The sequence below is a fragment of the Pseudomonas lyxosi genome (assembly GCF_047758685.1).
Taxonomy (GTDB): Bacteria; Pseudomonadota; Gammaproteobacteria; order Pseudomonadales; family Pseudomonadaceae; genus Aquipseudomonas; species Aquipseudomonas lyxosi.
On sequence record NZ_CP180481.1, the window covers coordinates 4,980,618 to 5,006,307 of the forward strand.

Below are 25,690 nucleotides of genomic sequence, written 5' to 3' on the forward strand. Positions count from 1 at the left end.
GATGAATCGTACGCTGCTGATTATCGCCATGTTTTGCAGTGCATCGACCTTTGCCCAATCTCCCGTCATCAACAACGCCGAAATCGACGGTTCGGGCACGCAGTACCAGGGCAACCTCGGGGTCAACCAGGCTGCCGGCGATCTACAGCAACAGGCTAACGCCCGGGCTATCGCCGTGGGCCATGGAGCCAGCGCGACCACACAGATTCGTCAACGGCTGCGTACGGTGGTCGACCCCAGGATCGATGCTCGATCCAGCATTCAAGGCGACTCCTTCAGCCACGGCAACGGCGTACTGGGCGTCAACCAGAGCGCGGGTGCCAGCAACCAGCAAGCCAATGCCCTGCGGATAAGCGTCAGCACACAGCCGCAAAGCATCGACGACAGCGTCCTCAGGCAACAGAACGTGACGCTGATCATCAACTCCGATCCAACTGACTCTGCACCAGGCTATCGCCAGGTCGCTACCAGCGATCAGGCCTTCACCGGTAGCCGTGGGGTGATCCAGTTGAATCAGAGCGCCGGGGTGGGAAACCGAACGGCCAATACCCTGAGCGTACGGGTCACGGATTGACCCAAACAGGTAGGTACAACACTTAACCTAAAATAAGTACGGAGAACCACCATGAAACCTTCGATGGCAATAAAACCTCTGGTTTTTGCAATCGCTGCGGTCTTGGCTGTTGCTGCACAAGCTGGACAGAACGATCGGCGTGGTCACCATAATGGTCATCACAACAATCACCACACTCCTCCTCCAACATGGATCCACACCGACGCGACCGCCAATGCGAACGACAGGCAGTCCAGTACCGGCAACCGCATCTACAACGAAGGGACTGAGAACTCAGCCGAGATGAGCAGCTCTGCCTCAGGCGCGAGCGGCAACGTCGGTGTCAACGTGGCAGCAGGCGCCGGCAACCAACAAGACAACGCGGCCGCCATCGCAAACGCTGGTTCCACCTCCACTCTCGATAACAGCTTCGTGTTCGGCAATGCCGACGCCAGCGCTCGAGTCACGCAATACAGCAACAACAACAAGGTCTGGAACTACGGCACCCAAAACTCTGCCGTGATGAGCGGATCGGCCGATGGCAGCAGCGGCAATATGGGGGTCAACATTGCTGGCGGCGACCTCAACCAACAGAAAAACACCATGGCAATTGCCAACTCCAATGCTCCATTGGGTAACGCATCAGCCACTGCCTCTGCCAATCAAGGCGGTCCTGGCCTGACAGTGAATAACAACGCTGATCGGACCTACCGCGTAGATACGATTACGGTTACCAAAACGGCCAGCGGTAGTTTCTCTAAAGATAAGTCGTTCGAGGTTAGCGGCAGTGAAAGCGCTTCGTCGAGCTGGGCCGCGGCCGGTGCCAAGAGCTCTGAATCCAGCGGTTCCCTTAGCGTTGATATAAGCGGTTCGAAGAGCAGCAATGCGAGCGGTTCCAACAGCAGTTCTGCGAGCGGTTCTAACAGCAGTTCTGCAAGCGGTACCAACAGCAGTACTGCAAGCGGTTCCAACAGCAGCAGTGCAAGCGGTTCTTCGAGTGCATCCTTGAACGCTTCCCTGGGCGCTACATTGGACGTGGATGCGGCGGCTTCCAGTTCCACTACCTTCAATAATGGCTTTGGCGATCGCACCCGCAGCAGGAGTTCCGAGGCATCGCTTAGCGCATCGCTTGACGCAACGCTTGACGTAGCGGTAAACAAATCGTTCGACAAATCGCGCGAATCCTCGTTCGACAGATCTCGCGACTCCTCGTTCGACAGAACTCGCGACTCGTCGTACGACAAGTCTCGCGAATCCTCGTACGACAAATCGCGCGATTCCTCGTTCGAAAAATCGTTCGATAAGTCGTTCGAGAAATCGAACGCCTCCTCGTTCGAAAAATCGGCCAGTAAATCGTCCGAATCCGAGTTCGCAAAAGCGGGAAGCTTCAGTGAGAGCAGTTCATTTGATTTGAGCAACACCTATTCCTATCAAGTGCTGACTCCAACTGGCTGGGCTAACCCTGTGACCAACACTGCAACCCTGAGCGGTTCGGTGAATGGCGGCAGTGGCAACCTGGGCGTCAACGTGGCTGCCGGTGTGGGTAACCAACAAAGCAACTCGCTGTCCATTGCCAACCAGTCGTTCTAATTGTTGTCTCTTGAGGCCCCCTTATGGGGGCCTTTTTCAACACAACCAGAAGGCGTCCCACTATGCGCATTATCGCCTTGGCATTTTTGCTTTGCGTGGCCAGTGTGATCGAGGCTGCACAACTGCCGCTTTCCATCCTGCCGGGCGGCGCGGTGGTGTATAAGCCGATCCAGAGCATACGCGAGCGTAAATTTGCCGACCTGGTGCAACAGAAAACAGACTTCAGTTGCGGCGCAGCTGCGCTGGCGACCGTATTGCGCCAGGCCTATTGGCTGGACGTGAACGAAGAACAAATCATCGAAGGCATGCTGGCACACTCCGATCAGGATCTTGTCCGCGTCCAGGGCTTTTCCATGCTCGACATGAAGCGCTACGTGGAAAGTATCGGCATGCGGGCCCGTGGCTACCGGGTAGCGACGGAAACGTTGAGCCAGATCAGAATTCCGGTGGTGGTGCTCATGGATATCCGTGGCTACAAACATTTTGTGGTCATGCAAAGAGTCCATCAGGGCTGGGTATATATCGGAGATCCGGTACTCGGTCATAAACGTTACAAAGTCGACGACTTTGTAAAAGGCTGGAACGGCATCATCTTTGCCGTCATCGGCCAGGGCTACGACAAAACCAATGCGTTGCTCACTCCCCCCCTGCCACTGACCGCCAAGAACCGCATCAACACCTTCAGCCCGGTGCAAGACGCAGAGTTGATGGATTTCGGATTCATCCAAAGCGACTTCTTCTAATAACAAGGGAGCACGACGCTCCGGGAGCATTCCAATGAAGACTCCAATCTGGCTGGCGATGGTTTGCCTGGCCGCCAGCCTGCCGACCCAGGCACAGATATTCAAACCCATTGAACTGAACGATCAGGAATTGGCGAGCCTGCGAGGCCGCTATGTCATGCCGGGGCGGATCATCAGTTTCGGCATTGTCATGACCAGCACTTGGCAAAATGCCAACGGTGAAGTGATCGGGGCAACTTCCTCGATGCAAATTCAACAATCGACCATCACGCCACAGTTCTATGTGTCGATAATCAACGAAAAAGGTAATGGCTCAACGAGTTCGCAAGGCACCGGTACCGTCACTGGCGGCAGCGGCCTCAATAGCACCGAAGGTGTCACTCAAGTCGTGCGTGCTGCCGGCGACCATAACACTGCCTACAACAACGTTGATATCAACGTCACAAGGGCTAACCAAGCGCCAACAACGCAACAGCAGGGCCAGGCATTGGCCGCAGGTTCGACGTTGGTCGACGCCAATGGCGCGGGCTCGCTGAGCATTTCCTCGACCGGTACTGGCGTGCAACTCAACATCGTGGCCAACAACAACCAGGGCAGTACCGTACAACGCCTGGCCCAGGGTGGGCTGATGCAGAATACGACTTTGCTCGGCGGTGGCAACCAGGTCCGCAACCTCACGTCCCTCAATGTCGTGCTGCGTGACAACATGGCGACAGGCGGGTCGCTGAACGGCAACCTGGACCAGCTCAAAGGTCTTCGCACTCAAGGATTCTGATCTACGCTCAGTCTCATCAGATGAAGTCAGAAGGGACGGCTAACCCATGCACCGATCGTTAACGTTCAGAGCTATCGTTTGTTTGAGTAGCCTGGCCCCGGCGACACTGCTGTACGCAGCACCGGACCCCCAGGTCGAGATACTAAAACAAGAACTCATGGAGTTGAAACAGCGTTACGAAGCACAACAGAACGCGCTGATGGTACTCGAGCAACGCGTTCGCCAAGTCGAAGAAACACCTGCGCCACCGGCTCCCAAACGCCTGACCAAATCCCCTGCCGAAACGACCAAGGGTGGCCAGACGGTGGCCGCCGGTGCGCCGGGAACCACAGGCAGTTCATACGGCCAATCGCTCAAGGATGATTCGGAGCCTGCGCAAAGCGTTTCCAACTTGTATGACGAAGCCAGCGGCTTCTTCGGTGGCGGCAAGTTCAGTTTCGAAACCGGCGTGACCTACACGCACTACGATACCCGTGCATTGGTACTTAACGGCTTCCTGGCACTGGACTCGATTTTCCTCGGCAACATCAACATCGACCGTATCAAGGCGGATAACTGGACACTGGACCTGACCGCCCGCTACAACACGGGACAACGCTGGCAGTTCGACATTAACGTCCCCGTGGTTTATCGCGAATCAACGTACTCCTCCGGTGGCGCTGGTGGCGCGGGCCCGGTGACGTCGGACGCAACCGTTACCCGCGACCCGACCATTGGCGATGTGAACGTTGGCGTTGCTTACAAGTTTCTGGATGAGTCGGCCAATCTGCCCGACGCGGTCGTTACACTGCGCGTCAAGGCGCCGACCGGTGATGACCCTTACGGCATCAAGCTGGTCAATGATCCGTCCAACGATAACCTCTCGGTACCCGAGGACTTGCCTACCGGCAATGGTGTCTGGTCGATCACCCCGGGTATCTCGCTGGTCAAGACCTTCGACCCGGCCGTGCTGTTCGGCAGCCTGGCCTACACCTACAACATCGAAGACTCTTTCAGCGACATCAGCCCTCAGGTCAACTCCAAGGTACCCGGGGACGTGAAACTGGGTAACTCCTGGCAGGTCGGCGCCGGCATTGCATTCGCCTTGAACGAGAAGATGAGTATGTCGTTCTCGTTCACCGATCAGTTCGCCCGCAAGAGCAAGATCAAGCCGGACGGCGGTGATTGGCAATCGATTACCAACAGCGATTACAACTCGGCCAACTTCAACATCGGCATGACCCTGGCAGCAACCAATAACCTGACGATCGTTCCCAACCTGTCCATCGGCCTGACCGACGACTCGCCAGACTTTTCCTTCAGCCTGAAATTCCCGTACTACTTCTAATCCACAACAACAAAGCCCCGCTGCGACTTCAATCGCAGCGGGGCTTTTTTTTCTTTGGATCTTGCGTCTAACGTATCTGATGCTTGTGCAACAAACGGTAGAAGGTAGGCCTGGATATCCCCAACACCTTGGCGGCGATGCTCAAATTATCGCTGTGGCGGTTAAGTACATCGCACAAGGCCTGGCGCTCTGCCCGGTGTTTGTAGTTTTCCAGCGTGCCCATCGGCGCGGCAACGGCCTGCTGGCTGATCAGCCCCAGGTCTCGCGCTTCGATCTGCCGGCCTTCGGCCAGTACCAACCCGCGACGTACCCGGTTGGCCAGCTCGCGCACATTGCCCGGCCAGTCATGCTTGCCCATGGCAATCAAGGCGTCTTCACTAAAGCTGCGCGGACGGCGGCCGGTTTCATGGCTGTAGAAATGGGAAAAATGGTTTGCCAGCATCGACAGATCGCCATTGCGCTCACGCAGGGGCGCGGTCGCGACCTGCAACACGTTCAGGCGATAATACAAATCTTCGCGAAAACGTTTCTTCTCGATCGCGGCCTCAAGATCGACATGGGTCGCGGCCAACACCCGCACATCCACGGGAATCGGCTGACTGCCGCCCACCCGCTCGATGTGCTTTTCCTGGAGGAAACGCAACAGGTTCGCCTGCAGCTCCAGGGGCAGATCACCGATTTCGTCGAGAAACAGCGTGCCGCCGTTAGCCGCTTCGATCCGCCCGACCTTGCGTTGATGGGCACCAGTAAAAGCACCCTTCTCGTGGCCAAACAGTTCGGACTGGATCAAGTGTTCGGGAATTGCGCCGCAATTGATCGCGACAAAGGGTTTGCTGTGACGTTGGGATTGTCGATGGAGCGTGCGGGCGACCAGTTCTTTACCGGTACCGCTTTCACCACGGATCAATACCGGAGACTCGGTGGGCGCCAGCTTGCTCAGCAACTTGCGCAGTTCGCGAATGGGTTTGCTGTCGCCAAGCAGTTCGTGTTCAGGCTGATCAATGTGAACCGTGCCCTGCCCACGCAGGCGTGCCATCCCGAATGCCCGGCCCAGCGTCACCTGAACCCGGGACACATCGAACGGCAAGGTATGGAAATCGAAAAACCATTCGCAGACAAAGTCCCCGACATTCTGCAATCGCAGGACTTCCTGGTTGAGTACGGCGATCCACTCGGTACCGCTACGGCTGATCAGCTCTTTGACGGCTTCCGGGCGTTCGAGGTGAAAAGGCTGCAAACGCAACAGGCCGACATCGCAGGTTTTGTCGGCTACGTTTTCCAGCGTGCAGCTGTCAACGTCCCAACCCACAGAGCGCAAAACCGGCAGCAGGCGATGACAGTCGTCGCAAGGGTCCACTACTAACAGACGTCGTAAGGCAGGCGCTTCGATCATGACTGTTCCTTGGCGCCAAATGTATGAAATATTATTAAAAACAGTCGTTTGGCGGACCTGGCTGTAACGTTAGCAATAATTTGACGTGACCTTGTACCGTTTGACTATAGAGCAGTTGCATTATTAGTTATAAGAAGCGACTTAGTTAGTTACCTAACGACTCCTTCCTTTCATTCAGCTTTCAAACCCTGTCCAAACCTTGAGCCCATGAAAGAAAGTTGATATTTCTTTTAATTGTATGTGACCCGCCCCCCGGTTGCGGGCATCAGTACAAGTAACCAGCCGAACGGTAAGCCCAACCGACGGCACATCACTTGATTGGGCATACAGAGAGAAAAACCCATGAACGCCCCGCTCCGCATCAACGAAGCTCTTTTGATTGCCGACCGCGCATTCCAACCGTTCCAATGCGTGGCCTGGGCTCCACAAGACGGCAATGGCGAACTCAGCCTGACCGTCATCGATCGCACCAACACCCGCAGCATCGGCCGTAAGCAGATCCCAAGCAGCGCCTATACCGATCCTGCGCAACTTGAATGCCTGCTTGAAGCGGCACGTGCGGAATTGAGCGAGGAGGGTTACAAACTCCAATCGTGGTCGATGCCACACTAAGCGTTTTGCGGGTTACTTAACGGTAACCCGCACCCTCCCCGATTATTATTCGAACTTACACGCGCCCAACTACTTGGCAGGCTTGTCAGTGGGTCGAAAAGACACTGTTCTGGCACACAGCGACCCTCCGTCTGTTAGTTATGACAGTTGTGCATCCAGGCGTTCAGGGATTGAATGTTTCCTTATACAGTCGCCACCCAAATTCCCGGTTCAGGACGACTCGCAAGGAGCTGCGTGCATGTCAATCCAGACCGCGTTTGCATTACCGGCAACCCTGAACAACGCTGGCAAACTTGATACAACCTTTGCCTCGGCTGGCAAAACCCAAGTGTATTTCGCTGGCAGCCTCTCAAGCATGGCCAACGGGGTCGCGATTGATTCACGTGGCAGGTTGTTAGTCGCGGCGAAGGTAGGAACGCCAGGCGGTAGCCGCTTCGGCGTGGCACGCTTGCTCGAGGATGGCTCGGCGGATCTGGCGTTCGGCAATCAAGGCAGCGTCATCGGGCAATTTGAACACGGCTTCGAGGCCATGGCCGGCAAAGTCCACGTACTGCCTGATGGGCACATTCTGGTAGCCGGCCTGCACTACGAAAATGCTCACCGGACACTGCCCGCCCTCGCCCTGTTTGATCAGCATGGTCGGCCGGCTCAATGTTTTGGCGACAATGGCCGCTGCGTCGTGCGTCTGCCGGGCGATCTTTCCCAAGGCGTGCGTGACACCTGGCTCCCTCCCGGCGTATCGGGCGCAGAAGGTTGTGATATCTGCGTGCAGGAGGATGGTCGAATCCTGCTGCAGGCCAATCATCACTTCGAACTGTCCGATCATGTCGGCATGCTGATACGCCTCAACACCGACGGCTCGCTGGACAACACCTTCAACGGTCGTGGCTTCGTGATTGTCAGGCACTTGTTGATGAACACCTGGCTCAGCAGCCTGATGGTGCAACGAGACGGCCGGATCCTGGTGGGCGGGTCGATCAACTTCCCTGAAGAAGGTCTGCTGGCCCGCTATCAAACCGACGGCAGGCTCGACGATAGTTTCGCCGTGGATGGTTTCATGACCTTCAAGGCACGTGGGTATAGCGCTCAGGTCAGCCGGATCGTCCAACAGGAAAATGGCGATGTGCAGTGCTTTGGCAGCAGCCGCGACCCGATGCATTGCCTGGCACTGAAAGTACACAGCAACGGCCGCCCGGACATTCATTGCAATGGAGGCCAGGCCCGACTGCTGGAAATCGGTCACAGTGGCTGCCAGTGGACCGACGCAAAGGCACTGTCGGACGGCGGCGTGGTGACGGTCGGTGCCACGATCGGCGGCGTCGAAGCGGATTTCATTCTGGCGCGGCATCTGCCCGACGGGCAACTCGATCGCAGCTTCGGCAATGGCGCCGGCTGGGTTCGCACCCGCCTTGGCCGCAGCCTGGATACCGCGACTTCAGTGGTCATGCAGGCCGATGGAAACATTGTCGTCGGAGGCTATTCACTGGACGGCAACTATCGAGCGATCGTCGCACGCTATCTGGGGTAGGCCAGCACAGCTTTTCCAACACTTGATCTTCCCTTCCGCTTACGGCAAGTTGCGCGCTTCTTAATACAAGGAGTAGCCGATGCCCGGTTCAATGGCTCAGGCGTTCGCGCACAATTTTCTCGGGCATTCACCCCGCTGGTACAAGGCAAGCATTGTCGGTTTCCTGATTCTCAACGCACTGGTGTTGTGGACCGTCGGCCCGGTGGCGGCTGGCTGGCTGTTGGTGCTGGAGTTCATCTTTACCCTGGCCATGGCGCTCAAGTGTTATCCATTGATGCCCGGCGGCCTGCTGTTGATCGAAGCACTGTTGCTGAAGATGACCACGCCCCAGGCACTCTACGACGAGCTGGTGCACAACTTCCCGGTGATCCTGCTGCTGATGTTCATGGTGGCCGGCATCTACTTCATGAAAGACCTGCTGCTGTTTCTGTTCTCACGACTGCTGCTCGGGATTCGCTCCAAGGCGCTGCTGGCGTTGCTGTTCTGCTTCCTGTCGGCGTTTCTGTCGGCGTTTCTCGATGCCCTGACCGTGACCGCCGTGATCATCAGTGCAGCCGTCGGGTTTTACTCGGTGTATCACCGCGTCGCCTCCGGCAACGATCCGCGTCAGGACAGCGAGTTTGGCGATGACCAGCACCTGCCCACACTCCATCACGCCGACCTCGAACAATTCCGCGCCTTTCTGCGCAGCCTGCTGATGCACGGTGCCGTGGGAACCGCACTGGGCGGTGTTTGCACATTGGTCGGTGAGCCGCAGAACCTGCTGATCGGCCACGAGATGGGCTGGCACTTCTCTGAGTTCTTTCTGAAAGTCGCCCCGGTTTCATTGCCGGTCCTGGTGGCAGGCCTGGTGACCTGCGTCCTGCTGGAGAAACTTCGCTGGTTCGGTTACGGCACGCTGTTGCCGGACAACGTGCGTGCGGTTCTGGCCAATTACGCCGCCGAAGACAATGCCGAACGCACCTCGCGCCAACGTGCAGCGCTCATCGTGCAGGGATTGGCAGCGCTGATTCTGATTGCGGGGCTGGCGTTCCACATTGCTGAGGTCGGCCTGATCGGCTTGATGGTGATCGTGCTGATCACCGCATTCACTGGCATCACCGACGAGCACCGTATCGGCAACGCGTTCAAGGACGCCATGCCGTTCACAGCGCTGCTGGTGGTGTTTTTCGCGGTGGTGGCGGTGATTCACGATCAGCAACTGTTCACGCCTTTGATCCAGTGGGTGCTGGCGCTGCCAGCGGATCAACAGCCGGGCATGCTGTTTATTGCCAACGGCTTGCTGTCGGCCATCAGCGATAACGTGTTCGTCGCGACCATTTACATCACCGAAGTCAAACAGGCCTTCATCTCTGGCCACATGAGCCGTGAACATTTCGAGACGCTGGCGATTGCGATCAACACCGGAACGAACCTGCCGAGCGTGGCGACGCCCAATGGTCAGGCTGCGTTTCTGTTCCTGCTGACCTCGGCGATTGCACCGCTGATTCGACTGTCGTACGGGCGGATGGTGTGGATGGCGTTGCCGTACACCGTGGTGATGGGTGTTCTTGGCTGGTACGCAGTGAGTTTCTGGCTGTAACACCAATCAACCTGTAGGAGCTGTCGAGTGCAACGAGGCTGCGATCTTTTGATGTTGCTTTTACAAGCGAAGATCAAAAGATCGCAGCCTCGTTGCACTCGACAGCTCCTACAGTGGTTTCAGCGTTTCAGGATATAGCGCTCGATTGCTTGCGCCGCTCCGTCCTCGGTATTGGCGCCCGTCACCACGTCCGCCTGGCGCTTTACCGCCTCTTCCGACTGCCCCATGGCAATCGACAAGCCTGCGCGGTGAAACATCGCCGGGTCGTTGCCGCCATCGCCCAGCGCCGCGGTCTGCTCCAGCGGCACACCGAGAAATTCGGCCAGTGTCGCCAGCGCCGCCCCCTTGTTGGCTTGCATCGCGGTCACATCCAGATAAATCGGCTGCGAACGGGAGACCTGTGCCTGGCCTTCCACTTTGGGCAGCAGGAGCGCTTCCAGCTCAATCAACAACTGCGTGTTGTTGCTGGTGGCGACGATCTTGTCGATGCGTTCCAGGTGCGGCTCAAAACTCTCGACCACCACTGGCGGATAACCCAGGCCGTGCTGTTCACGAGGCACCATTGGGCCGTTCGGATCTTTCAGCAACCAGTCGCCACCACTGAACACCCAGATTTCGATGTCCGGCCGGTCGGCAAACAGCGCCAATGCCGTCAGCGCCGCCGTCGCCGGCAAGTAATGCGCGACCAGCAAACTGCCGTCCGGATTGACGATGGTGCCGCCATTGAACGCTGCCGTTGGCAGGTCGACGCCCAGTGCTTCAATCTGCTGCAACATGGCCTTGGGTGGACGACCGGTGGCCAGGGTGAACAGCACGCCGGCCTCGCGCAAGGAGCGGACCGCTTCAATGGTGCGCTGGCTGAGGCTGTGATCGGGCAGCAACAAGGTGCCGTCCATGTCGCTGAGCAGAAAACGGATGGGTTGTTGCGTCGGCTCACTCATCCGAGGCCGTGCCAGACGCGACCGTCGCGAGTCAGCAGATCTTCGGCAGCCTGCGGGCCGTCTTCGCCAGCGGCATAGCTCTGCACGCTCGCGTCCTGCTGCCAGGCATCAAGGAAAGGCTGCACGGCGCGCCAGCCGTTCTCGATGTTGTCGGCGCGCTGGAACAGCGTCTGATCGCCGGTCAGGCAATCGTAGATCAGGGTTTCGTAGCCGGTGGACGGCTGCATTTCAAAGAAATCCTTGTAGGCAAAGCCCAGTTCGATATTGGCCATTTTCAAGGCCGGGCCTGGCCGTTTGGCCAGCAGGTCGAACCACATGCCTTCGTTGGGTTGAATCTGGATTCGCAGATAGGTCGGTTGCAGTTCATCGACTTCGGTATCGCGGAACTGCGCATACGGCGCCGGTTTGAAGCAGATGACAATCTCGGTGTCGCGCACGCTCATGCGCTTGCCGGTGCGCAGGTAGAACGGCACGCCGACCCAGCGCCAATTGTCGATCATGACTTTCAGCGCGACGTAGGTTTCGGTATTGCTGTCGGGCGCCACGTTGTTTTCCTGGCGATACCCCGGCGACTCCTTGCCGTCGATCTCACCAGCGGTGTATTGGCCGCGCACCGAGTTGGCCAGCGCTTCCTCAACTGTCCAGGGGCGAATCGCACCGACCACCTTGGCTTTCTCGCCGCGTACCGCATCGGCGCCGAAGGCGGCCGGCGGCTCCATCGCGACCATCGCCAGCAATTGGAACAGGTGATTGGGCACCATGTCCCGCAAGGCGCCGGTGTGTTCATAAAAACTGCCACGGGTTTCCACGCCGACAGTTTCAGCGGCGGTGATTTGTACGTGGTCGATGTAGTGATTGTTCCAGAACGCTTCGAACAGGCTGTTGGAAAACCGGCTGATCAAAATGTTCTGCACGGTTTCCTTGCCCAGATAGTGATCGATCCGGTAGATCTGGTTTTCCGTCATCACCTTGAGCAAGCAAGCGTTCAAGGCTTCGGCAGTATGCAGATCGGAACCGAAGGGTTTTTCGATAACTACCCTTCTGAACGCTTCTGGCGACTCTTGCAGCAAGCCGGCGGCGCCGAGACGACGCACCACCTCGCTGAAGAAACGTGGCGCGGTGGCCAGGTAGAACACCGCGTTGCCAGTGCCGCTGGCGGCGATTTTCGCCGCCAACGCTTGATAAGTGCTGTCGTCCAGGAAGTCGCCCTGGACGTAGCTGATGCCTTCGGCCAACTTGGCCCACAAGTCCGGGTCAAGGGCTTGATCGCCCTTGCCGACCTTGGCGGCCACCTCGGCCCGAATGAAGTCTTCGAGTTTTTTCGCAAAGGCTTCATCGGTGATGGCGTTGTGGTCAACGCCGATGATCCGCAGTCCATCCCCAAGCAGACCGTCACGACTCAGGTTGTACAGCGCCGGCATCAGCAGACGCTTGACCAGATCACCATGGGCACCGAACAGAAACAGCGTGGTCGGTGGTGCGGGTTCTGCCTTGGATTTATTGCGGATCAGACGGGTCATTTTTTCGAAGTCTCCACGTGGCCGCCGAAGCCGAAGCGTTGGGCCGAGAGAATCTTGTCGCCAAAGGTGCCTTGCCCGCGCGAACGGTAGCGGGAGAACAGCGAGTTCGACAGCACTGGTACAGGCACCGATTGCTCCATGGCGGCTTCGATGGTCCAACGACCTTCACCGCTGTCAGCCACTTCACCTGTGTAACCGTCGAGTTTCGGATCGCTGGCCAGCGCGTCGGCGGTCAGGTCGAGCAACCAGGACGACACAACGCTGCCACGACGCCAGACTTCGGCGATGTCGCCTACGTTCAGGTCGAAACGCTGATCTTCCGGCAGGTTGGTGCTTGCCTTGGTCTTGAGGATGTCGAAGCCTTCGGCGAAGGCCTGCATCATTCCGTATTCGATGCCGTTGTGGATCATTTTCACGAAATGGCCCGAGCCGGCCGGGCCTGCGTGGATGTAACCGCGCTCGGCACGATCGTCTTCGGACTTGCGGTCCTTGGTCCGAGGAATGTCGCCCAGGCCCGGTGCAAGGCTCTCGAACAGTGGATCAAGGCGTTTAACCACCTCGGCTTCGCCACCGATCATCATGCAGTAGCCCCGCTCCAGACCCCAGACGCCGCCGGAGGTACCGACGTCGACGTAGTGCAGGCCTTTTTCCGCGAGGGTTTTCGCCCGGCGGATGTCGTCCTTATAGAAGGTGTTGCCGCCGTCGATGATGGTATCGCCAGCTTCGAGCAAGGTGCTCAGGGTGTTGATGGTGTCTTCGGTCGGTGCGCCAGCCGGCAGCATGACCCACACCGCACGTGGCTTGGCCAGGCCAGCGACCAGCGCCGGCAGGTTGATGACGCCAGAGGCGCCTTCTGCGGCCAGGGTGTCGACAAAGGCGGTATTGCGGTCGTAAACAACGGTGGTATGACCGTTGAGCATCAGGCGCCGCGCAATATTGCCGCCCATGCGGCCCAGTCCAATAATCCCGAGTTGCATGTTCTGATGCTCCCTACTACAAATAATGTGTGTCAAAGGTTATAGCCCAACGCGACTATTGAGGGTTAGTCCAGAGCGCTGGCACATAGTTTCCGGGCATTGTGCCCGATCCAGATTGATAACGTCGGTAATCGCGCCGAAGACACAACGACCATGAAAAATAAAAAAGTTCCCTTCCGGGGCAAAAGAAATCAAAATCGCAGCCGATAGTAAATAAGCACCGATGTCGGGGCGGATTTACAGTTGAGCCAGCCATTTGCGAGGTGAGCAATGGGCACAGTACACGCAGCACTGCCAGCACAGACCCTTTACGTCACGATTCGTCGCGATGAATTGCGCCAGTTGAAAGACGAGCGCGACCAGTTGAAGCAGGAGCTCGCGCAATTGCGCTTGTTGACACAAAGCAATCAGGCCCAGCCTTTGCCCGTCACTCACCGTGTGCCTCACGCCTGATCCCCTCGCTTGATTCGGAAGCAGCCCACTGCTGTTTCCGACCTGCCATCCCCCTTTTGACAACCCCGGCAACTCACGAAGTTTTCACATCCGCTTGTTGATACTCCCGCGCCCTATGGCCGTTCGGTATCCGCGCGGCGCCCGTTCGTCGGTGATATTGATGTCGCGGCGATGGAAGTGATTATCGGCTGGAGCGCTGAATGGCTTTGTTTAAACGCAGCAGTACGTCTGCGAAAGGTTTCGACTGGACAGGATTTCTCTGGCTGTTCCTGTTCTTCTGGTATTTTTCCGGCATTACCCAACTACTGATCCAACTGACAGGCACCTCCGGTTTTACCGGGTTCCGCCAGGCCTTTGTGATGAGCGCCATCTGGCTTGCGCCGATGCTGCTGTTCCCCAAACAAACACGTGTCATGGCTGCGCTGATCGGTGTGGTGCTGTGGGCCTGCTCAATGGCCAGCCTGGGTTACTTCTTCATCTATCAGCAGGAGTTTTCCCAAAGCGTCATCTTCATTATGTTCGAGTCGAACGTCTCTGAAGCCGGCGAGTACATGACTCAGTACTTTGCCTGGTGGATGGTGGCGGCGTTCCTCGCTCACACCGCTTTCGCTTACTTCCTCTGGACTCGCTTGCGCCCGGTGTACATGCCTCGCGGTCGGGCGCTGGTGGCTGCAACGGCGATTGTGGTTGCCGTCGTCGGTTATCCGCTGATCAAGCAGACCGCGCGTACCGGCAGCCTTGCCGGCGGTTTCGAGAAGTTCGAAACCCGCATCGAGCCCGCCGTGCCTTGGCAGATGGCCGTGGCCTATCACCGCTACCTCGATACCCTGGCCGGTATGCAAGACATGCTCAATAGCGCCAGCAAGATTCCACCGCTGCACAATCTCAAAGATTCGGCGGCCAATCAGCCGGCGACCCTGGTGCTGGTGATCGGTGAGTCCACCAACCGTCAGCGCATGAGCCTCTACGGCTACCCTCGGGAAACCACCCCGGAACTGGACAAGCTCAAGGATCAATTGGCGGTCTTCGATAACGTCATCACCCCGCGCCCTTACACCATCGAGGCGTTGCAGCAGGTTCTGACCTTCGCCGACGAAGAAAACCCGGACCTGTATCTGTCGACTCCGTCGCTGGTCAGCATGATGAAACAGGCAGGCTACAAGACCTTCTGGATCACCAACCAGCAGACCATGACCAAGCGCAACACCATGCTGACGACCTTCTCCGAGCAGGCCGACCAGCAGGTGTACCTGAACAACAACCGCAACCAGAATGCCGCCCAGTACGATGGCGACGTGATCGAGCCGTTCAACAAGGCCTTGGCCGACGCTGCACCGCGCAAGCTGATCGTCGTGCATTTGCTCGGCACGCACATGAGCTACCAATACCGTTATCCGTCGTCCTTCGATAAGTTCAAGGACCGCAAAGGCGTTCCGGACGGTGTGCGCGACGATCAGGTGCCAACGTATAACAGCTATGACAACGCGGTGCTGTACAACGACTTCGTGGTTTCGAGCCTGATCAAGGACTACGCCAAGTCTGATCCGAACGGGTTCCTGCTGTACCTCTCCGACCACGGTGAAGACGTTTTCGATTCTCCTGGCCACAGCACCCTTGGGCGCAACGAAAGCAAACCGACAGCGCCGATGTACACCATTCCGTTCATGGCCTGGGCCTCGCCGAAATGGCGCGAAAACCATGACTGGAGCTTTGCCGGTGATCTGGGGCGGCCTTACAGCAGCTCGCACCTGATCCACACCTGGGCTGATCTGGCGGGTCTGAGCTTCGATGAACTGGATCGCAGCAAGAGCCTGGTCAGCGACAGTTTCAAGCCACGGCCATTGATGATTGGCAATCCTTATGAGCGTGAACAAAAGGCATTGATCGACTTCAGCCTGATGAAACCCAAGGCGGTGGCAGGCGCCCCGGCAGTCGTTCAGAAGTAATCCTTTCAGGGGCCGGTTCCGGCCCCTTTTTCATTGCGTCAATGGCGCGATTGCGTTGTCCGAAACACTTACAAATAACAATAATTCTCGTTAATCGCTAAATCCCTCCTCCCCTCTTCGTCTTTGAACAAACGGAATTTTTCCCTCGAAGACAAGGAGTCGGCTGCGATGTTCGCGCCTATCACCCGTTCCATGACCTTTACCCTGGGCCTGTGCAGTGCCGCCCTGTGCCCCGACTTGCTGGCTGAAACCGGCCCTGATAAAGAGCCCGGTCGCCCCCTCGAACTGGGCGCCACCAATGTCACCGCCCAAGGCTTGGGCAGCACCACCGAAAACACCGAGTCGTACACCACCGGCGCCATGAGCACGGCCACGCGCCTGAACCTGTCGATCAAGGAAACGCCGCAATCGGTGTCCGTAGTCACGCGCCAGCAAATGGACGATTTCAAACTCGGCACGCTGTCCGAAGCCATGAGCCAGACCACCGGCGTGGTCGTTCAGCACAACGATTCGGACCGGGTCAGCTATTCGTCACGGGGTTACTCGATCACCAATTTCCAGATCGATGGCATGCTGAACACCTTCAGCTACATGAAGTCCGATTCCGACACCATCATCTACGACCGCATCGAAGTGGTTCGCGGTGCCACCGGCCTGACCACTGGCGCGGGCGATCCTTCCGCCACCATCAACATGGTGCGTAAACGGCCGACGTCGCAGTGGCAGGTCCAGACCGGTGTCAGCGGCGGCAGTTATGACGACTACTACAGTTATCTGGATGTCGGCGGCCCGCTGGCTTTCGACGGCCGTTTGCGCGGACGCAGTGTGCTGGCCTATCGCGACAGCGATTCGTTCCGCGACAAGTACCAGCAACAACGGGAGGTCGGTTACGGCATTCTCGAAGCCGACCTGACCGATGACACCGTGTTGGCCGTGGGTTACGACTATCAGAACAAACACGTCCAGGGCACGTCCTGGGGCACGGTGCCGTACTGGAACGCCGACGGTGGCAAGGCCAACCTCGGACGCTCCACCAACATGGCCACGTCGTGGAGTTCCTGGCCGCTCAAGGACAAAACCGCGTTCGCCACGCTGGAACACCAATTGGGTGCCGGCTGGCACGCCAAGGCCGCCTACACCCATCGCGAGAGCGACACCGACGGCAAGATCTACTACGGCGGCGGGGGTTTCCCCGAGGCAGATCGCAGTGGCATGAGCGCCAACGTCAGCCACATGCTCAGTACGCAAAAAATGAAGGCTTATGACTTCAACGTGGCTGGCCCTTACTCGCTGTTCGGACGGGAACACGAAATGATGATCGGCTATGGCGAGGCCGAGCGTCGGGAAGATTCCCCCTACATGGTGGACGGCCCCCGGGCGGCGGATTACGAAAACATCCGCGACTGGAAATACATGGGCGACATCGCCAAGTTTCCCGACACCGTCACCAGCCTTTCAGGTTCAAAAGACAGTACCCGCCAGAAGGCCGGTTACCTGGCCACTCGCCTGAGCCTGACGGATGACCTGCACGCCGTGCTCGGCAGTCGTTATGGCAGCTGGAAGGTGTCGAGCAAGACCAACAAGTACGACGACAACCTGCAACTGAACAGCGTCGATGCCACCAGTCAGGAACACAACGACATGTGGACGCCCTACGCCGGGCTCCTCTATGACCTCACCCCCGAATACACCGCGTACGTCAGCTACACCGACATCTTCAAGCCGCAAGACAACCGCGACAGCCATCGCAAATACCTCGAGCCGGTGGTGGGCAGCAACTATGAACTGGGGCTTAAGGGCAGCCTGCTTGAAGAACGTCTGAACCTCGCCACCGCGCTGTTCTGGAGCAAACAGGACAACGTTGCCGAACGCGACGACTCGGTACCGCCGGACCCGGCGACCGGCGAGGAGTTCTTCAAGTCAGGCGGCAAAGGCAACAAGGTTCAGGGCTTCGAAGCCGAGGTCTCGGGCGAGGTCATGGTCGGCTGGAACATGACGGCCGGCTACACCTACACTCACTCGGCCGATGGCGAAAAGAAACGCGCCAATACCAACCAGCCGCTGAATATGTTCCGGCTCTCCACGGCCTATCGTCTACCCGGCGACTGGCAGGCACTGACCGTGGGTGGCGCGGTGAACTGGCAGAGCGATGTGTTCCGCGCCGCCAGTCGCCCGGCGGGACGTAATGCCAACGGTGCGGTGATCACCGAAAGGACCACCATCCGGCAGGAGGCCTACACCGTGGTCAAACTGATGTCGCGGTATGAGTTCGACAAGCACCTGTCCGCCTCGCTGAACGTCGATAACCTGTTCGACAAGAGGTATTACGACAACGTCGGGTTCTATAACGGTGTGTTTTGGGGTGATCCGCGCACGGTGACCCTGAGCCTGGACTGGAAGCTCTAGGCGCAGGTAATTCCCATTTAACGGAATCGGCGGATAATGTCCTTTCGACATTGCTTCATGGACGAAAGGACCCGACAACTCGTAGTGGGGCACACCATGAAACGTACAACCATGATCCTCGCCGGCCTGATGATGTTCAGTTCAACCGCTGCATTCGCCGAAGGTGGCGCTGAACGCATGCGGTATTACTTTGAGAGCCTGCGGTTCAGCCAAGAGGCGAATCAAAGTAACGCCAGCAACACCACTGAACTCAGGGTTCCGGATGATCAAACTGCGCAAGTGACGGAGCACTACAAACCGTAACGACAAAGGGCGTCCTGATGGACGCCCTTTTTCTTTGCCCGTAGTACCTTAAAGTGCCTTGATCCAGAACAACATCCGACCGTGCGCCGGGTCGAACATGCCTGCGGCAAAACCGAACTTGCCATAGGAAGCCTGGGCGATTGCATTACCTTCCAGCACCTCCAGCGTGATTTTGCAGCAGCCGCGCTGGCGGGCGATGTCCTCGACCTTTTGCAGCATCTTCTGGCTCAACCCCAAGCCGCGAAACTTCTTCACCACCATCACATCGTGCACATTGACCAACGGCCGACAGGCGAAGGTCGAGAAACCTTCAAAACAATTGACCAGCCCGGCCGGCTCGCCGCCGACAAAGGCCAGAACGCTGAACGCGTGGGGACGCTTGGCCAGTTCCGCCGGCAGTTGCTTCAACAAGTCGGCGGGCAACGAGTGGCCGCCGCCCATCGGGTCTTCGGCGTAAGCATTCAGCACCAGCCCAATAGCCTCGGCATGCACCGGATTGGTGTAACTGGCCTGAAGCACAAGAATTTCTGCGGATTCCATTTCCACCCTCGTTCACACATTAAGTTGCCCCAGTGCATCTCGCACTGAAGGGCCGACCGACAATATCGCGGGCACAGCCGTGTCGACAACCGGATCCTGCTGTAATTTTTCGCTCAAGCGCCCCAGATCAGCGCCTCGGTCCACCCCAGCTCGGCAAAATCCTCAGCCCTCAGGCCTGACTCACCGGCACAGAAAAACTCGTCCAGTTGCGGTGGTTTGACCGAGGTGCCGCTGAGCATGGCGTGAACCTGCCCGCGATGATGAATCTGGTGCTCGAACAGATGGGAGAGCATGCGTACGCGGCTCTCATGTTGCGGCGTGTCCCGGGCGATGGTCACGATCTTCCCAAGGTCGGCGTCGCGCATTTGCTCGCAGTAGGCGATCAGTCGAAGGTCCACCAGCGCTTGTTCGCGCTTGAGGTCTACTGCGTGCGTAAACGGCTCGTCCTGATTGAAAAACACATAACATTCGGGATGCGGGTCATCGCCGCGCAACTCCCGCTCCAACGCATCCAGGTAAAACCAGTCGCAGGTCAGGATGTGATTGAGGGTGGCGCGCAGACTGGGAAAGAAGCTGACCCGCGGTGCCGCCAGATCGACCGGGCTCAATTGGCTCCAGGCCTTGGCGAGTCGATGATTGGCCCAGGCGTTTTGATAGGCCATGGTCAGCAAATGATGCGACAAAGGCTGATTCATGTTCGCGGCTCCTTGTTCAAGCTTCGGCGAAACGTTGCAGCTGCATTTCCTGTAAACGGCTGAGGGTGCGGCGGAACGGAAACTCCAGATAACCTTCGGTGTACAACGATTCCATGGGCACCTGCGCTTCGAGGCACAGCGGCACCTTGCGGTCGTAGCACTCGTCCACCAGGGCAATGAAACGCCGTACACCGTCGTCATGCACCGACAATTGCGGCAACTCGCGATCGCCCGCCACCACCCGCTCGACGCCGTCTTCAGTGCCTCGGGCGATGCGCCCTTCGCGCTTTTGCGCGCTGAGGTTGGGCACGTCACTCAACAGAATAGCGCTGAAGGTGTCGCACAGGGCGATGAAATCCATGGCGGCAAAAGGCTGCTCACAGAGATCGGCATAACGAGTCCAGAGCACGGTTGGACTGGCCTGCACGACATTGAGTGAGCGGTAGCCCACCTTGATCGGGTCACTGGATACCGACTGGCCAACGGTCAATGCCTTGAACACTTCACCCAGCGCGCTGGGCTGCCCCGGTGCCGTCACCCAGTAACGTTGCAAACCTTTGCCGGGGTGCAGGCGATGATCTTCGCCACCATCCACCGCAATCACCTGCATATGTTTCTTGATGGCCTCGATGGCGGGCACGAACCGGTCGCGATTAAAGCCATCGGCATACAGCTGATCCGGCGGCTGATTGGAGGTGCAGACCACCACCACGCCCTGCTCGAACATCACCTGAAACAAACGCCCGAGAATGATCGCGTCGCCGATGTCGTTGACGAACAATTCGTCAAAGCACAGGACCCGCACTTCCTCGCTCAGTTCGCGAGCCAGCGCCTTCAACGGATCGGCGGTGCCGGTCAGCTGAAACGAACGCTGATGGACCCAGCCCATAAAGTGGTGAAAGTGTTGACGACGGGCCGGGACCTTCAGGCTTTGGTAAAACTGGTCCATCAACCAGGTCTTGCCGCGCCCGACCGGGCCCCAGAGGTACACGCCAGTGATCGGCGTGCGCCCTTCATGCAGCGCCTCGTAGCATTTCTGCAGCGCCCACACGGCATGTTCCTGGGCTTCGTCCTGGACGAAGCCCTTCTGTTCGATGGCGTGTTGCCAGGCGCTTAAGGGGGAGTCGATTTTCATGCGGCCGAGTATACGTCCCTGTAGCAGCTGGCGGAGCCTGCGTTCGGCCGCGGAGCGGTCGCCATCGGAATCGCGGATCTTGCTGAATTACCGCGTTTTCAGGTTTAACGACCGCTTCGCGGCCGAACGCAGGCTTCGCCAGCTGCTACAGGGGCTCTCGTTGCGACCTTGGTTTGCGGTTAGAGAGAGATGTCTAGCCGGGCAATCTTGCCCTGTTCATTCAGGCGAAACATGTAGCGCAATTCCAGAGGGCTGCCGGGAAACGTTCCGGAGATCAGGTTATGCACCAGCACCTTGCCGGTGCGCAGTTGCACGTCCAGCACTTCGACCCGTGGCTGGTAACGCTGGGCAGTGTCTTGCATCCATTGCGCGATAGCGTGAGTACCGACCTGGTGCTCACCTTCATCGAACACATTGGCATCCTCAGCGAAAAAACTGGCGACCCGCGAGGTGTCGCGGGCATTGGCAGCAGCAATGTAGGCGGCGATGGCGGGTGCCAGTGAAGAGGCGGGATTGGACATGGTTACGGCTCCTTGTTTGTTGATTCTGGAGCCATGCTAAAACAAGCCTGTGTCAGTTCTTGTCAGGAGTGAAGCGCCCTGCTTCGTCCAGTTGCATCTGCTTGCGCCAGGTGCGCAACAGGTCGCTGCGCCGCCCCGGATAACGCTCGCCCTGCTCGTTCGCTGCCGAGATCCGGTCAGTGCGAAAGGTGCGATAGGCGCTGCGCAATTCACACCAGGCGACGATGATTCGCACCTCGTTCAGAAACCCCAGGGCCAGCGGCCAGATCAGCCGCTGACTTGGCACCTGGTTGGCGTCCGCATAATCGATGTGCAGCTTGATCTGATCGCGGATGGCCTGGCGAAACACATTCAGTGGCACCGCGTTGGGCGCAAAGCCATAGCCGGGCGGCCCCGGCAAAACCGTCGGGTTGCGTAACGCGTCCAGCGCTTCAGGCGCCAATACAGCAGCAATCTTGGCCAGCGCATCCGCCGCAGCCCTGCTCAACACTTCATCGCCGCGCTGATCCACATAGCGCAACCCCAGCACGATGGCTTCGGTTTCATCGGCGTTGAGCATCAACGGCGGCAGAAACAAACCGCTGCGCAACACGTAGCCGATCCCCGCTTCGCCGTAGATTGGCGCGCCGAGGGCGGTGAGTTCGGCGATGTCGCGGTACAGCGTGCGTTCAGAAATCTCCAATTCGCCGGCAAGTGTTGCCGCGGTCACCGGACGACTTTTGCCGCGCAGCACTTGCAACAAGGTCAGTAAACGAGTGGTACGCGACACGATCGGCAGGCTCTGTCCGTAAAAGTTGTCGGAGCTTAGCAGAGGACCCTGTCAGAAAGTGGCAGTAGCAATGAGGCCGGTGGTCGGCCTTTCTTTTACGAATGAAAAAGCGCCTTGACGGCGAATATTACTCACATCATATTAAATACATGTCGATAGACATTTATATTCGACCCAGCGTCTTTTCCTTCAGGAGTCACCCATGCATTACAAAGTCTTCGGCCGTAAAACCGGCTTGCGGGTCTCGGAACTGGCGTTGGGCGCCGGCAACTTCGGCACCAGTTGGGGCCATGGCGCCGAGCGCGACGAGGCCAAACGCATCTTTGATGGCTACCTGGAGGCCGGCGGAAATTTCATCGACACCGCCAATGGCTATCAGGCGGGCCAGTCGGAAGCCATGCTCGGCGAGTTCATCGCAGCGGAACGGGATCGCCTGGTCATCGCTACCAAATACACCCTTGGGACAACGCCGGCTGCGGGCATTTCCCACACTGGCAACAACCGCAAGAACATGGTTCGCGCCGTGGAAGAAAGCCTGAAACGACTCAACACCGACCACATCGACCTGTTCTGGGCCCACATGAGCGATGGCGTGACGCCGATGGAAGAAATTCTGCGCGGTTTCGACGATCTGGTGCGCGCCGGCAAGATTCATTACGCCGGGCTGTCGAACTTCCCGGCGTGGCGTATCGCTCGGGCCGATTTGCTGGCCGAGATCCGTGGTTTCTCACCGATTGCTGCAATTCAGGTGGAATACAGCCTCGCCGAACGCACGGCCGAACGTGAACAGCTGCCGATGGCCGAAGCCTTGGGCCTGGCCGCTACGTTATGGTCACCGTTGGGTGGCGGGTTCCTCACCGGCAAGTACCGCACCAACGATGGCGACAACCGCGCCGCCAAACTCGGCATGCTGATCCACGCCGAGAAAAGCGCCCGTGAAACCGCCCTGCTCGACACTTTGCTGGCCGTCGCCGCAGAACTGGGCGCCAGCCCGACACACGTGGCCATTGCCTGGCTGCGGGAAAAAGCCAAGCGTTCGACCACGGCGCTGATTCCGATCCTCGGCTCGCGCACCCGTGAACAACTGGATGCGACATTGGGTGCTTTGGATGTGCAGTTGAGCGGGGATCAACTGTCGCGGCTTGATGGGGTCAGCGGTGTGACGATGGGCGTGCCCCATGAATCCATTGCCGGGTCGACGGCGCGATTTACCGGGGCTGAAACCCTGGATCTGCCAATCATCCCAGTGGCCTGACACAGATTAATTGTGGGAGCGAGCTTGCTCCCACATTTTGGTTTGTGTGTTACCGGTCGACCTTATGCTTCGCTGCATAGAGGCACAGCATTTCCATCGCCAACGTCGCTGCCGCCAGTGAGGTAATGTCCGCACTGTCGTAGACCGGTGCCACTTCCACGACGTCCATTCCCACCAGATTAATCCCGCGCAAGCCACCCAGGATTTCCAACGCCTGCACCGTGCTCAACCCGCCGCACACCGGCGTTCCGGTCCCTGGAGCGAAGGCCGGATCGAGGCAGTCGATGTCGAACGTCAGGTACACCGGGTGATCACCGACCCGCGCCCGAATGGCCTCGACGATCGCATCAACACCACTTCGATGCACTTGCCGCGCATCCAGCACCTGAAAACCCTGGTGATCATCATTGGTGGTGCGCAAGCCGATCTGCACCGAACGCGACGGATCCACCAAACCTTCCTTGGCCGCGTGCCAGAACATCGTGCCGTGATCGACACGCTTGCCGCCTTCGTCCGGCCAGGTGTCGCTGTGGGCGTCGAAGTGGATCAACGACAGCGGACCATGTTTACGCGCATGGGCCTTGAGCAGCGGATACGTGATGAAGTGATCCCCGCCGAACGTCAGCATCGCGCTACCGGCGTTGAGTATGTGTTCGGCATGGGCTTCGATGCTTTCCGGCACCGACTGCGGTGTGCCGTAATCGAAGTCGCAATCGCCGTAGTCGATGACCGCCAGATGATCGAACGGGTCGAAAGTCCACGGCCAATGGCGTTCCCAGGCAATCCCGGTGGACGCAGCACGAATGCCCCGTGGTCCGAAACGCGCACCGGGACGGTTGCTGGTGGCGGTGTCGAACGGGACACCGCTGACCGCTATATCAACGCCGCGCAAGTCGCGACTGTAGCGACGACGCATGAAACTGGTGATGCCGGCGTAGGTACTTTCGGCGGCAGTGCCGTAGAGGCTGTCGCGGGTCATGGCCTGATCGTTTTGCATCGGGACGTCCATCTCAGGTTCCTTATTATTGGCGGCTACGGAAAGTGGTCCACACGCGCGTGCGTTGACGCATGTCCTTGAGGCTCATGCTGCGGTCGGCGTACAGCCGGACACGCACGTCGGCGGGCGGGTAAATGTCCGGGTCGGTGCGCACGGCCTCATCCACCAGCGGCGTGGCGGCCTGGTTGGCGGTGGCAAAGAACAAGGTGTTGGTCAACGCCGCGACGGACTCCGGACGCAACATGAACTCAATGAACTGGCGTGCGGCTTCGGGATGAGGCGCGTCCTTGGGGATCGCCAGGTTGTCCTGCCACACGAGGGTGCCTTCCTTGGGAATCCGGTACACGATTTCGTACGGTTTGTTGGCCTTGCGCGCCTGATCGGCGGCCATGCTCGCGTCACCGTTATAGGCCAGGGCCAGACAGACGCTGCCGTTGGCCAGATCGTTGATCTGTCGGCCACTGGCGACGTACAACACGGAAGGCTGCAATTGATGCAGTAACGCTTGCGCCGCTTCAAGATCGTTCTTGTCTGTGCTGTAGGGATCTTTACCCAGATAGTGCAACGCCAGACCGATCACCTCCTGCGGCGAGTCAATGATCGCAATGCCACAGTCCTTCAGTTTGCTGGCGTACTCCGGTTTAAACAGCAGGTCCAGGCTGTTGAGCGGCACGTTCGGCAAGCGTTTCTGCACCGCTTCGACATTCATTCCAAGCCCCAGCGTGCCCCAGGTATAGGGCACACCATAGAGATTGCCCGGGTCGACCGCGGCGAGTTTTTCCAACAGATCCGGATCAAGGTTGGCGTAGCCCTTCAGGCCTTCGTGAGGAATGGCCTTCAGCGCACCGGCCGCCAACCCGCGTGCCAGAACACTGGACGACGGCACCACCACGTCATAACCGCTGCCACCGGTGAGCAGTTTGGTTTCGAGCACTTCCGGCGCGTCGAACGTGTCGTAACGCACGTGAATGCCGGTTTCCTGCTCGAACCGCTGCAAGGTTTCCGGCGCCACGTAATCGGCCCAACTGTAGAGATTGACGACTTTTTCCTCGGCCTGGGCCGATACAGCCATGGCGAGAAACAGCGCGGATAAACACAACTTGAAGGTGGGAGCCATGACGAACACCTG

General features: G+C 58.4%; 24 protein-coding genes. 13 read left to right on the top strand and 11 right to left on the bottom strand.

The genetic code is table 11. The features are described from left to right. Nucleotide 1 precedes the first annotated feature (1 nt). The 5 genes from ACMXYI_RS22780 (at nucleotide 2) to ACMXYI_RS22800 (ending at nucleotide 4,988) form a co-directional block, all read left to right on the top strand. A complete protein-coding gene (locus tag ACMXYI_RS22780; protein ID WP_415769182.1) occupies nucleotides 2-574 on the top strand; it encodes an adhesin in 573 nt (190 codons plus the stop codon). 51 nt (nucleotides 575-625) lie between these two features. Then, nucleotides 626-2,143 (top strand): heme utilization protein, encoded by a 1,518-nt coding sequence (locus ACMXYI_RS22785; RefSeq protein ID WP_415769183.1) that lies wholly within the window; start codon nucleotides 626-628, stop codon nucleotides 2,141-2,143. Between the two features lie 62 nt (nucleotides 2,144-2,205). Further along, on the top strand, nucleotides 2,206-2,886 hold the full coding sequence (locus tag ACMXYI_RS22790) for a C39 family peptidase (protein WP_415769184.1): 681 nt from the start codon (nucleotides 2,206-2,208) through the stop codon (nucleotides 2,884-2,886). Between the two features lie 34 nt (nucleotides 2,887-2,920). Next, on the top strand, nucleotides 2,921-3,661 hold the full coding sequence (locus ACMXYI_RS22795; RefSeq protein WP_415769185.1) for a hypothetical protein: 741 nt from the start codon (nucleotides 2,921-2,923) through the stop codon (nucleotides 3,659-3,661). A gap of 46 nt (nucleotides 3,662-3,707) precedes the next feature. Further along, nucleotides 3,708-4,988: a hypothetical protein gene (locus ACMXYI_RS22800; RefSeq protein ID WP_415769186.1), complete on the top strand. Its 1,281-nt coding sequence runs from the start codon at nucleotides 3,708-3,710 to the stop codon at nucleotides 4,986-4,988. 67 nt (nucleotides 4,989-5,055) lie between these two features. Here the strand turns inward: ACMXYI_RS22800 and ACMXYI_RS22805 are convergent, their stop codons facing one another. Further along, nucleotides 5,056-6,381 carry a sigma-54 dependent transcriptional regulator gene (locus tag ACMXYI_RS22805; protein WP_123365003.1) on the bottom strand — a complete coding sequence of 442 codons (1,326 nt, stop codon included), beginning with the start codon at nucleotides 6,379-6,381 and terminating at the stop codon, nucleotides 5,056-5,058. A 342-nt stretch (nucleotides 6,382-6,723) separates the two neighbouring features. Here ACMXYI_RS22805 and ACMXYI_RS22810 point away from each other — a divergent pair, with 342 nt between their 5' ends. The 3 genes from ACMXYI_RS22810 (at nucleotide 6,724) to nhaB (ending at nucleotide 10,103) form a co-directional block, all read left to right on the top strand. Next, nucleotides 6,724-6,993 (top strand): hypothetical protein, encoded by a 270-nt coding sequence (locus tag ACMXYI_RS22810; RefSeq protein ID WP_008149930.1) that lies wholly within the window; start codon nucleotides 6,724-6,726, stop codon nucleotides 6,991-6,993. A gap of 238 nt (nucleotides 6,994-7,231) precedes the next feature. After that, nucleotides 7,232-8,521, top strand: coding sequence for a hypothetical protein (locus ACMXYI_RS22815; protein WP_415769187.1), 1,290 nt, complete (start codon nucleotides 7,232-7,234; stop codon nucleotides 8,519-8,521). Between the two features lie 79 nt (nucleotides 8,522-8,600). Beyond that, nucleotides 8,601-10,103, top strand: coding sequence for a sodium/proton antiporter NhaB (nhaB, locus tag ACMXYI_RS22820; RefSeq protein WP_415769188.1), 1,503 nt, complete (start codon nucleotides 8,601-8,603; stop codon nucleotides 10,101-10,103). Between the two features lie 119 nt (nucleotides 10,104-10,222). On the opposite strand, the gene ACMXYI_RS22825 is transcribed toward nhaB, so the two are convergent. Genes ACMXYI_RS22825 through gnd form a run of 3 tightly spaced genes read right to left on the bottom strand, consistent with a single transcriptional unit; the run spans nucleotide 10,223 to nucleotide 13,541 of the window. Next, nucleotides 10,223-11,044, bottom strand: coding sequence for an HAD family hydrolase (locus ACMXYI_RS22825; RefSeq protein WP_415769189.1), 822 nt, complete (start codon nucleotides 11,042-11,044; stop codon nucleotides 10,223-10,225). Continuing rightward, nucleotides 11,041-12,564 (bottom strand): glucose-6-phosphate dehydrogenase, encoded by a 1,524-nt coding sequence (zwf, locus tag ACMXYI_RS22830; protein WP_415769190.1) that lies wholly within the window; start codon nucleotides 12,562-12,564, stop codon nucleotides 11,041-11,043. The genes ACMXYI_RS22825 and zwf overlap by 4 nt, the downstream gene beginning before the upstream one ends. Next, nucleotides 12,561-13,541, bottom strand: a complete 981-nt coding sequence (gnd, locus tag ACMXYI_RS22835; RefSeq protein WP_415769191.1) for a phosphogluconate dehydrogenase (NAD(+)-dependent, decarboxylating) — start codon at nucleotides 13,539-13,541, stop codon at nucleotides 12,561-12,563. Before gnd ends, zwf begins: the two co-directional genes overlap by 4 nt. A 270-nt stretch (nucleotides 13,542-13,811) precedes the next feature. On the opposite strand from gnd, the gene ACMXYI_RS22840 reads away from it, so the two are divergent. The 4 genes from ACMXYI_RS22840 to ACMXYI_RS22855 all read left to right on the top strand — a co-directional run bounded on the left by ACMXYI_RS22840 (nucleotide 13,812) and on the right by ACMXYI_RS22855 (nucleotide 18,649). Beyond that, nucleotides 13,812-13,994: a DUF6026 family protein gene (locus ACMXYI_RS22840; RefSeq protein WP_056739988.1), complete on the top strand. Its 183-nt coding sequence runs from the start codon at nucleotides 13,812-13,814 to the stop codon at nucleotides 13,992-13,994. A 200-nt stretch (nucleotides 13,995-14,194) separates the two neighbouring features. Beyond that, nucleotides 14,195-15,940 (top strand): phosphoethanolamine transferase CptA, encoded by a 1,746-nt coding sequence (locus ACMXYI_RS22845; RefSeq protein WP_415769192.1) that lies wholly within the window; start codon nucleotides 14,195-14,197, stop codon nucleotides 15,938-15,940. A 168-nt stretch (nucleotides 15,941-16,108) separates the two neighbouring features. Next, nucleotides 16,109-18,346 carry a TonB-dependent siderophore receptor gene (locus ACMXYI_RS22850; RefSeq protein WP_415769193.1) on the top strand — a complete coding sequence of 746 codons (2,238 nt, stop codon included), beginning with the start codon at nucleotides 16,109-16,111 and terminating at the stop codon, nucleotides 18,344-18,346. 96 nt (nucleotides 18,347-18,442) lie between these two features. Then, nucleotides 18,443-18,649 (top strand): hypothetical protein, encoded by a 207-nt coding sequence (locus ACMXYI_RS22855; protein WP_415769194.1) that lies wholly within the window; start codon nucleotides 18,443-18,445, stop codon nucleotides 18,647-18,649. Between the two features lie 48 nt (nucleotides 18,650-18,697). On the opposite strand, the gene ACMXYI_RS22860 is transcribed toward ACMXYI_RS22855, so the two are convergent. The 5 genes from ACMXYI_RS22860 to ACMXYI_RS22880 form a co-directional block, all read right to left on the bottom strand. Further along, on the bottom strand, nucleotides 18,698-19,189 hold the full coding sequence (locus ACMXYI_RS22860; RefSeq protein ID WP_415769195.1) for a GNAT family N-acetyltransferase: 492 nt from the start codon (nucleotides 19,187-19,189) through the stop codon (nucleotides 18,698-18,700). Nucleotides 19,190-19,302: 113 nt separating this feature from the next. Beyond that, nucleotides 19,303-19,884, bottom strand: a complete 582-nt coding sequence (locus ACMXYI_RS22865; RefSeq protein ID WP_415769196.1) for a DinB family protein — start codon at nucleotides 19,882-19,884, stop codon at nucleotides 19,303-19,305. 16 nt (nucleotides 19,885-19,900) lie between these two features. After that, nucleotides 19,901-21,019, bottom strand: a complete 1,119-nt coding sequence (gene zapE / locus ACMXYI_RS22870; protein ID WP_415769197.1) for a cell division protein ZapE — start codon at nucleotides 21,017-21,019, stop codon at nucleotides 19,901-19,903. A gap of 179 nt (nucleotides 21,020-21,198) precedes the next feature. Continuing rightward, nucleotides 21,199-21,540, bottom strand: a complete 342-nt coding sequence (locus ACMXYI_RS22875) for a nuclear transport factor 2 family protein (RefSeq protein WP_415769198.1) — start codon at nucleotides 21,538-21,540, stop codon at nucleotides 21,199-21,201. A gap of 52 nt (nucleotides 21,541-21,592) precedes the next feature. Continuing rightward, on the bottom strand, nucleotides 21,593-22,309 hold the full coding sequence (locus ACMXYI_RS22880; RefSeq protein ID WP_415769199.1) for a helix-turn-helix transcriptional regulator: 717 nt from the start codon (nucleotides 22,307-22,309) through the stop codon (nucleotides 21,593-21,595). A 202-nt stretch (nucleotides 22,310-22,511) separates the two neighbouring features. Here ACMXYI_RS22880 and ACMXYI_RS22885 point away from each other — a divergent pair, with 202 nt between their 5' ends. Next, nucleotides 22,512-23,564: an aldo/keto reductase gene (locus tag ACMXYI_RS22885; RefSeq protein WP_415769200.1), complete on the top strand. Its 1,053-nt coding sequence runs from the start codon at nucleotides 22,512-22,514 to the stop codon at nucleotides 23,562-23,564. Between the two features lie 49 nt (nucleotides 23,565-23,613). Here ACMXYI_RS22885 and speB read toward each other — a convergent pair whose 3' ends face one another. Beyond that, nucleotides 23,614-24,573 (bottom strand): agmatinase, encoded by a 960-nt coding sequence (speB, locus tag ACMXYI_RS22890; protein ID WP_415769201.1) that lies wholly within the window; start codon nucleotides 24,571-24,573, stop codon nucleotides 23,614-23,616. 13 nt (nucleotides 24,574-24,586) lie between these two features. Continuing rightward, nucleotides 24,587-25,678: a polyamine ABC transporter substrate-binding protein gene (locus ACMXYI_RS22895; RefSeq protein ID WP_415769202.1), complete on the bottom strand. Its 1,092-nt coding sequence runs from the start codon at nucleotides 25,676-25,678 to the stop codon at nucleotides 24,587-24,589. Nucleotides 25,679-25,690 lie beyond the last annotated feature (12 nt).